Consider the following 8,178-nt stretch of genomic DNA (forward strand, 5'->3'; position numbering starts at 1 on the left):
CCCCCCCCCCCCCGCCGGCGACCGGTGCGTCCGCCGTGACCACGTCCGGGGCCTCGTCCTCGCCCCGGCCTTCGGTCAGCCGGACCACGCCGCCCCCCGAGACGCGACTCGAGGAGGAGTGCGGCCTCGGCGCCAAGGGGCCGATCGAGGGCGTGCGCCCGGACGCCGAGAGCGAAATCCGTTACGGCCGAATCGGTTCCGGATCGACGGTGGCGATCTTCTTGCACCAGTCGCCAGGGAGCATGTGCGGCTGGATGGACTATGTCGGCCTTGCGACGAAGCAGGCCGAGTTCACCGCGCTCACCGTGAACTCGTGCGGCAAGGGCGACACCCGGTGTTCGAAAGCCCTGTCCGACAACCCGGTCGGCTTCCTCACCCCGATCGTCGAGCACGCCCGGACCGAGCTGGGCGCCGACCGCGTGGTCGTCGTCGGCGCCTCGGCCGGCGGGGCCGTCGCGCTGGCGGGGGGCCAGCAGGCCGGTGCGGACGCGATCGTCGATCTGTCCGGTCCCGCGTACTGGCGCGGCTACGCCGAGGCCGAACCGGCTGCTGCCGCCACGACCGTGCCGCTCCTGATCGTCTGCTCCGACAGCGACTTCCAGATGAAACCAGAACGGCTGCGCGCCGCGGTGCAGGGCTCTCCCGCCAAGGTCAAGAAGTACCTCGATCCCCCCGAGGGCGGCCACGGCTGGGACATCGTCACCGAGGAGCCCGGGGACACGGTGAAACTGACCGAGACCGGCAGGCTCGTGCTCGACTGGATCACCGGCGACTATCCCGCCAGCGGCTGACCGGGACCAACCAGCCATCACGGTGTCCTTCCAATGCAGGACTGGTGGCACGTCCTAGCCACCTGCCTAATGTGTGAGCGAACAATCTGCTCCTCGGAGGCACCTCATGTTCGGCTTCGAAACTCGCCGCCCGCGAATCCTGTTCGCCCTCTTGGGCTTTTTGCTCGCGTGGGCCTTGGCGCCGGGTCCGTCAGATGCGGCGACCCTGGGCGCCTCGGGGGTCCCGAGAGTCGCGCCGGCACCGGTCGCCCTCCCGGCCACGACGGCGGAGTTCGTGGCGCTGCAGCGGGGGGACATCGAGGGGCGTCGCTTCATCGGCGACGGCGGATTCGGCATTCGCACTCGCAACGGCACCCTCATCAACTTCTATGGAGATACCGTCGTCAGCGCCACCGGCAACCCCCAATACCCCAAAGCCGCAACGCAAAAGACATACATGATGCGCAACAACGCGATCATCCACGGCGGCGGGCGCATTCGCAGTGCCACCAGCGGGACACGACTGCTCAGCCTGAACTCCTTCGTCGATGTGCCTGCCGCACAACGAATCCCGGGCGGAACGAACTACTACTGGCCCGCCAGTGCGGCAACGCGCTATGACGCCACGGCCAAGGTGGATCGGGTCTACGTCTTCCTCAGCCACATGTTCACGTCCGACACCGGGACCGGCCTGTGGAATTTCTCCCAGGTCGGCAGTCGTCTGGCGGAGTACACCTTCGACGCCAAGGGCACCTTGACCCTCACCAGGTTGTTGGCCACGCCGATGAAAGCCAATGACCCCGCTGGGATCAAGTGGGGCGCCGGTGCCTTCGTCGACGCGGGCTATCTCTACGCCTTCGGCTCGAGCAAGATCGACGACCCGTGGATCTGGGGCAACGACTTCTACCTCGCCCGGATTCCGGTCTCGAGCATCGGGACGGCGACGGCCTGGCGCTTCTGGACGGCGGCCGGCTGGTCCAGGTCGGCCACAGCCGTCATCCCGGTCATCCCGAATCCGCTCGGGTTGGAAGCCACCCTCGCCATGGTTCGCGACCCTGCCACGGGGGCATTGTCGGTGTCCTACAAGGAATTCACCTTCATCGGGAGCCGCGTGATGCGCATCACGGCGCCTGCCTTGACCGGACCCTGGACGGCCGACCCCGAGCCGTTGGCCACGTTGACGCCCTTGGTGCCGGACGGCTACACCTACTGTGGCACGGACATACCCCTCGCCGGCTCCGCCCGCGGAGTAATCGTCAGCCACGGCAACTTCACACCCGGGACGCCCCTGGAGTTCTTGGGGATCCGTGCCGTGATCTAGCCGGGACTCAACCCGCGAGGTGGGCGTTGTCGTCGGACCACATGGTCAGCAGACCGCCGAAGTGGGCCTCGAAACGCTCCCACTCGTGCGTCGGATAGGTCTGGTGGATCGTCGAGGTGAGCATCGAGCGGAACTCGGGCGACGTCACATACTCGTAGGTAATCTCGTCGATATGCGACAACGTGGTCGCGCAGAACTCGTTGTAGCGCTCGGTGTCGAAGTGCGCGTCCGCAAGCCGTTGGTAGGCAACGATCTTCGCGTCGTAGTCGAGCTGATCGTTGTCGGCGACGGCGAACCACGGCTCGGTGTCGACCTGGGTCTTGGCGATCCGGTCGGTCGCGACGCAGAAGGCCGACCACTTCGCCAGCGCCTTCATCGCCCACGGGAAGTAGTAGTGCAGCGAGGTGACGGCGACGTCGGGACAGGCGTTCGCGTAGTCGATCGGGTAGATCTGATCGCCCTTGACGAGCATCTCGCAGGAGTTGAACTCCCAGCGGAAGAAGGCGTTGACGGTTTGCGAGATGGTGATCGCTTCCTGGCCGGCCTCGGGAGTCAGGAAGTCGTGGGAGACCTCGTAGCGATCGTGCATCGGCAACTCGGGACGGAACTTCATCACCATCGTCTCGGGGCCGATGGTCAGGGCGCGGGCGAAGACGTCGTAGTCGATGGACTCCTGCAGGTGCATGAGCATCTCACCGGACTCGTCGTAGGACTTGTGCAGCCCGGCGACATCGTCGACCTTGGAGACACCGCGCCAGCCGCCGCCGTCGAAAGGCTTCATGTAGAGCGGGTAGCCGAGTTCGTCGGCGAGGGCGTCGAGGTCGAAGGAGCGGTTGTACTTGGCGGACGTGTAGGCCCAGCGGGCGTTGTCGACGGGGTTCTTGTAGGGCACGAGGATGGTGTTGGGCACCTTCATGCCGAGCCGCAACATCGCGCAGTAGGCCGAGTGCTTCTCCATCGATTGGAAGGTGAAGGGGCTGTTGAGCAGATAGACGTCGTCCATCAACGACGCCTTCTTGAGCCACTCTCGCGGGTGGTAGTACCAGTAGGCGAGCCGGTCGATGCACAGGTCCTGACGCGCCTTGTCCCGCAGGTTGAACGGCTCGATCGTCACCCGTTCGGTCTCGATGCGGTGCTCGATGCCGTCTGCCGTCGTGAGCAGACCCATGCGGCGCACCAACGCCTCGAAGGCCGTCGGCCAGTCCTCCTCTGCGCCGAGCAGGAGACCGATCAGATGGTCACGGGTTGTGGTCAAGGCGTGGCTCCTTTGTTGGGTAGGGCGCTGATGCAACGTCAGACGAAACGGGGCAGGTGGTGGGCCAGCGGGCGGTGCCACCACGGCCAGTCGTGGGCGCTGTCATGGCCCCAGACGTCGAGTTGGTGCGTGATTCCCTTCTCCCGCAAGACATCGGCGAAGGCGAGTGTGGACGGGTAGGACTTGGTCGGCTCCCATTCGAAGGGTCCTTGACCGACGACGAGCAGCAGGCTCGCCCGCGACCGGAGCCAGTTCAGGTGATCGCCCTCGGCGCCGCGCACATAGGCCATCGGGTTGGCGAAGTAGGTCGCGTCGCCGATGTCGCCCCAGCCCCGCCAGGTGCTGGGGTCGTAGTTGCCGGAGAGCCCGATCGCCAAGGGCGCGACGTCGGCGCGCTGCAAGGTGAAGTGGACCGCGTGGTAGGCGCCCATCGAGACGCCGAAGGTGATGATCTCGCTCTGCCAGCCCCCCATCTCGAAGGCGATGTGGGGCAACACGCTCTGCTCCAGCCAGGCGTGGTAGAGCCGGTGGCGGCGGGCGCGTTCTTCGGTGGGCTGGTCGCTGGCGGACCAGCTCCAGCCGTCGAGGGAGTCCACGCAGAAGAGCGTCACCCGGCCCGACTCGACGAGATCGCCGATCGCGTCGAGCATGCCGTTGCCGGCGAAGTCCTCGGCATGTCCTGCCTCGGACGGGAAGACGAGCATCGGCCGCCCGAAGTGGCCGTGACGGACGACACCGAGCGTGGCATCGACGCCGGGGATAGGGAGCTCAACACGGGCGGACATGGGCGCTATCCAACCTCACAGATCGCCGGGAGGCTAGCGCGACACTCGACGCGGTCCTCAGAAGAGCGCGCTCATCAATGCGGTGCGTCCGCGCTTGACCCGCTCATCCTGATTGCCGACCACGGCGAACAGCTGCACGAGGTGATCGCGGGCCGCGGCGCGCTCCTCTCCGCTGGTGCGCTTCACCAGGTCGATGAGGCGACCGAAGGCGTCCTCGACGTGACCGCCGAGCAGGTCGAGATCGGCGACCAGGGTCTGGGCGGCGACGTCGTCGGGGTTGTCGGCCGCGGCGGCGCGGGCCGCGGTCGGATCCGCTCCGGCCGTCCGCTGCAGGAGGGCGACCTGGGCGCGGCCGATCTCGGCGTCGTGGTCCTTGGGATCGGCGGCGAGCGCTTGGTCGTATGCCGCAGCGGCGGCGTCGAGGTCGCCGCGCTCGATCGCGTCGAAGGCCGCCTGGTGCAGCGGCGGCAGGGTCTCCTCGGCAGCCGGTCCCGCAAGCTCGAGTCGGCCCGTGACTCCTTGCTGCACAGCAAGTTCGAGAACCTGATCGAGAACTCCGCGCAGCTGCTCCTTCGCGGCCACGCCGGCGAAGAGCGGCAACACCTGGCCCTGCAGCAGTCCGAGCGTCATCGGGACCGATTGCACCTGCAGCGCCCGCAGCATGCCGGGGTTGGCGTCGATGTCGAGGCTGACGACCTGGATGCGCCCGCGCAACGCCGTCGCGACCTCGACGACCTCGCCGAGATAGACCACCGACTCCGGCACCCGGGAGGAGACCACGACGAGCACCGCGGGCACCCGCACCGAGCGATTGAGTGTTTCCGGGAACGAGGCATCGGTCGCTTTGATGTGGATCTGGTCGGTGCCTCCGGCGACGGGAGCCCCGCTCGGGGCGCTGCCGTCGGACAGACCGGTCAGATCGATCGCGCCGCGGGCGGCGCTTCCGGGCACGGGTGGCTGCGTCATACCGTCATCATTTCGTATGCCGCGGCGCAGACCTATTCGGTGCCGCGGGCTACTTGGCCTCGATATCGCGCAACTGCTCGCTGACGCCGATCACCGTGGCCGCCTTGTCCTTCGGGATGACCGTGGCGAAGGTGAGCAACCAATCGAGGCGCAGCTGCTTGGTGACCGACTTCTCGCCCGCCAGCGACGCCAGGTCGCTGGGCAGGTCGAGGCGCTTGGCCTTGGAGGTCGGCTTCATCAGGTCGACCCGCTGCTGCTGCCCGAACGCCAGTGCGCTGCCGTCGGCCAGCCGGAAGGCCATCGATTCTGCGGACTTGGTCTCCGGATCGTGCTGCCGGGTGAAGGTGCCGAGCTTGCCCAGGGCCTTGACCTGTGCCTTCGAGGCCGCCAGGACACCGGTGGCATAGGGGTCCTTGACGCCGACCAGCTTTGCCCACTTCTTGTCCTTGGGCGCCGGGATGTCGAGCAGGTGACCGTAGGCGTTCAGCACGGCGGGCGGGTCGGCGACCAGGCCGTCGTCACCCTCGACGAGGTCGGTGCCGGTCGACAGCGGCGGAAGAGCGGGGACGCTCGACCCAGGCAGCATCGGGACCGTCACCCACAGCTTGTAGGCCTCCGCCGGCTTCTCGGACACCAGGACGTGGAGCCACTGGACGCCGTCGACGAGGGTCGTCGCGAGAATCCGGCGCGGCCAATCCCGGCCGGCCGAGACCGCCAGGATCGTCGGCGTCGCCGGATTCTTCAAAGAGGTGCCGGCCTCGTCGGTGTACTTGTCGGGCAGTGCGGCGATCCGCAGGGCCGGCCCGGTGAGGATCGCCTTGTGCGTCTTGGTGTCACTCGCCTTGGCGGCGAAGGCGGCACCGGCCTGCGCCAGCGCCCGCTGCGTGATCGTCACCGCGGTCGCCTCCGGCACGCCGGCGCCGTCGACCGTCTCGACCTTGGCGTCGTGGAGTCCGACGACCCGCTCGGGAAAGCCGCAGCCGGTCAACGCGCCCGCGGCGAGCCCGAAACCGGCGATGCCGGCAACCAGGCGCGAGGTGGGAGCGCTCCTCATCGGGTCACCCCCGCACGCGTGGCTTCGACGGGAGTGCCCGCGGGCACGTGCACGACCCGCCGCTTGGGGCCGGGACGGGCCAGCAACCAGCCCACGGTCGTCAGCAGGGCACCGGCCGCGGCCAGCACGAGCGCCTGGTAGAACCACGTGTCGCGAGCCCAGGTGGCGCTGAGCGCAGCGAAGCCGGGGCCGGTCGGCGCGATGACGAGGGTCTCGGGGGCCGTGTCCTGGGTCATGGTGATCGACCCCCGCTCGGGCAGGTCCTCGTTGATCCGGAAGACGTCGCGCACGTTGAGATCCGGTGTCGCTCCGGAGCCGCTGCGGGTCGTCAGGGCGGTCCACTCGCGCACGTGCACGCCGGTCACGGTGCGTCGCTCGGCGTCGCCGAGGACGGCCGCGATGTCGGCCGAGGTGCCGACGATCGCCCTCGCGGTGCCCCCCGGCTTGGTGGTCACGTCGATGCGCACCGGCAGATCCGTGCGGTTGAGGACCTCCGGGCCGAAGACGACGGGGGTGGTGCCTGGGTCGGGCACGGTGAAGGTCGCCTCGCCGGAGGGGCCTAGTTTGACGGCGAACCAGCTGCCGACGGCGAGCGGGACCAGGCCGGCCAGGGCCAGCAGGATCCCGACGAGGCGTTTGAGAATCGCCACGGTGAGTCGACTTTCGTTTGGAGAAACACGGGGAGCGGAAGACTCCACGATGACCCATCCCCCGGAGATAACAAAATCGTCACGGCTCGTGACAGACGTCATGGCGGATGGTCCCCTGCCGCGGCGGCGCGACGAATCCCGCGCGGCTAAGGTCGAGTCCGTGGCGACCTACGACGTCATGTGGATCGACCGGGTTTCGGGTGGCGCGTGGCGCGCCACCCGTGAAGAACTGCCCCAGTTGCTCGCGCGGGAGACGGGTTTCGTCTGGGTCCACATCCCGGACCTGGACCGCGACGCCCGCGAGATGTTGCGCTCGGTCTTCGGGTTGCACCCGCGGGCCATCGAGGAGATGGCCGTCCGCAACCACGTGGCCCGGTTGCACTACCACAAGACCTACCTGCTGTTGGTCGTGCACAGTCCGGTCCCGACGGGTTCGGGCCGGGTCGAATCCATCGAACTCGACCAAGTGGTCGGCACGAACTACCTGATCACGAGCCCGGGACCGGCAGCCGGCAGCCCGGTGGCCGCCGAATCCGGCGCCACCGCCGAGGTTGCCGACCGTCTCGTCGCCGGCCGGCTGACCCCCACGACGCCCATCGCCTTGTCGTGGGCGATCACCTCGACGATCACCAACGCCATGGAACGCAGCGTCAACGACCTGGCCCGCGAAGTCGGACGGTTGGAACAGCACGTCGTCGAACGCTCCGCCCCACGCAAGAGCGAGGGCTTCCTCGACGAGTTGTTCACCACCCGCCATGCCCTGGGCCGCATCACGTCCATCGCCGCCCAGACCGGTGAGGTCTTCGGGCGGGCGCAGTATCTCCTCGACGGGACCGGTGATCCGGAGGACGTGCGCCTGATCGGCGACTCCCGCGATCAGTTCCTGCGCCTGGCCGGCATCGCCCGCGCCCAGGACGAATTCCTCCGCGGGGTCACCGAGTTCTATCGCGCCCGCACCGACACCCGGGCCACGGTGGCGATGGAACGGCTCGCCGTCATCGTCGCCATCACCCTCCCCGTCATCGCGCTCGCCTCGGTGGCGAGCATGAACGTCATCTCCTACGGCCGCACCAGCTGGCCGTGGCTGATCGGCATCCTGCTAGCCATGTTCGTCGTCTCCGCCATCCTGTTGCGCTGGGCCCGCCGCCAGGGCTGGTGGTAGGAGAACACCCCACGAAGTTCTCCGCTCGTCCCGCGCTCCGATACTTCGCGAATCAAGCCCCGGGCCGAGCGCCGAGCAGGTCGTCCAGGATCATGCGGGCGGCGGTATGCGGTTCGGCTGCGCCCGCGGCCACCTCACCGGCCGCCGCGGTCACCCGGTCGTCGATGGCGTCGCGCACCGCGCCGAGCACCAGTGCCTCCACCTCCGCCGCAGCG

At 68.3% G+C, this 8,178-nt stretch carries 8 protein-coding genes; 3 read left to right on the top strand and 5 right to left on the bottom strand.

All coding sequences use genetic code 11. The features are described 5' to 3' along the window. A partial coding sequence (locus BN11_RS11335) for a hypothetical protein (RefSeq protein WP_048697742.1) occupies window positions 1-791 on the top strand: 791 nt, incomplete at its 5' end. 106 nt (window positions 792-897) lie between these two features. Next, the gene (locus BN11_RS11340) at window positions 898-2,091 is read left to right on the top strand and encodes a DUF4185 domain-containing protein (RefSeq protein WP_048697745.1); all 1,194 of its coding nucleotides are present in this window, start codon (window positions 898-900) and stop codon (window positions 2,089-2,091) included. A 7-nt stretch (window positions 2,092-2,098) separates the two neighbouring features. On the opposite strand, the gene BN11_RS11345 is transcribed toward BN11_RS11340, so the two are convergent. The 5 genes from BN11_RS11345 to BN11_RS23690 are packed head-to-tail and all read right to left on the bottom strand — an operon-like array spanning window position 2,099 to window position 6,801. After that, a complete protein-coding gene (locus BN11_RS11345) occupies window positions 2,099-3,346 on the bottom strand; it encodes an ATP-grasp domain-containing protein (protein ID WP_048697748.1) in 1,248 nt (415 codons plus the stop codon). A gap of 38 nt (window positions 3,347-3,384) precedes the next feature. Continuing rightward, the gene (locus BN11_RS11350; RefSeq protein ID WP_048697753.1) at window positions 3,385-4,131 is read right to left on the bottom strand and encodes an esterase family protein; all 747 of its coding nucleotides are present in this window, start codon (window positions 4,129-4,131) and stop codon (window positions 3,385-3,387) included. A gap of 57 nt (window positions 4,132-4,188) precedes the next feature. Next, the gene (locus tag BN11_RS11355; protein ID WP_048697756.1) at window positions 4,189-5,097 is read right to left on the bottom strand and encodes a tetratricopeptide repeat protein; all 909 of its coding nucleotides are present in this window, start codon (window positions 5,095-5,097) and stop codon (window positions 4,189-4,191) included. A gap of 49 nt (window positions 5,098-5,146) precedes the next feature. Continuing rightward, window positions 5,147-6,151, bottom strand: coding sequence for a hypothetical protein (locus BN11_RS11360; RefSeq protein ID WP_048697759.1), 1,005 nt, complete (start codon window positions 6,149-6,151; stop codon window positions 5,147-5,149). Next, the gene (locus tag BN11_RS23690; protein WP_048697762.1) at window positions 6,148-6,801 is read right to left on the bottom strand and encodes a hypothetical protein; all 654 of its coding nucleotides are present in this window, start codon (window positions 6,799-6,801) and stop codon (window positions 6,148-6,150) included. Before BN11_RS23690 ends, BN11_RS11360 begins: the two co-directional genes overlap by 4 nt. Window positions 6,802-6,850: 49 nt before the next feature. On the opposite strand from BN11_RS23690, the gene BN11_RS11370 reads away from it, so the two are divergent. Further along, on the top strand, window positions 6,851-7,963 hold the full coding sequence (locus BN11_RS11370; RefSeq protein ID WP_162213218.1) for a CorA family divalent cation transporter: 1,113 nt from the start codon (window positions 6,851-6,853) through the stop codon (window positions 7,961-7,963). Window positions 7,964-8,178: the final 215 nt, after the last annotated feature.

The sequence above is a fragment of the Nostocoides australiense Ben110 genome (assembly GCF_001050535.1).
In the GTDB taxonomy this organism is placed as follows: Bacteria; Actinomycetota; Actinomycetes; order Actinomycetales; family Dermatophilaceae; genus Nostocoides_A; species Nostocoides_A australiense.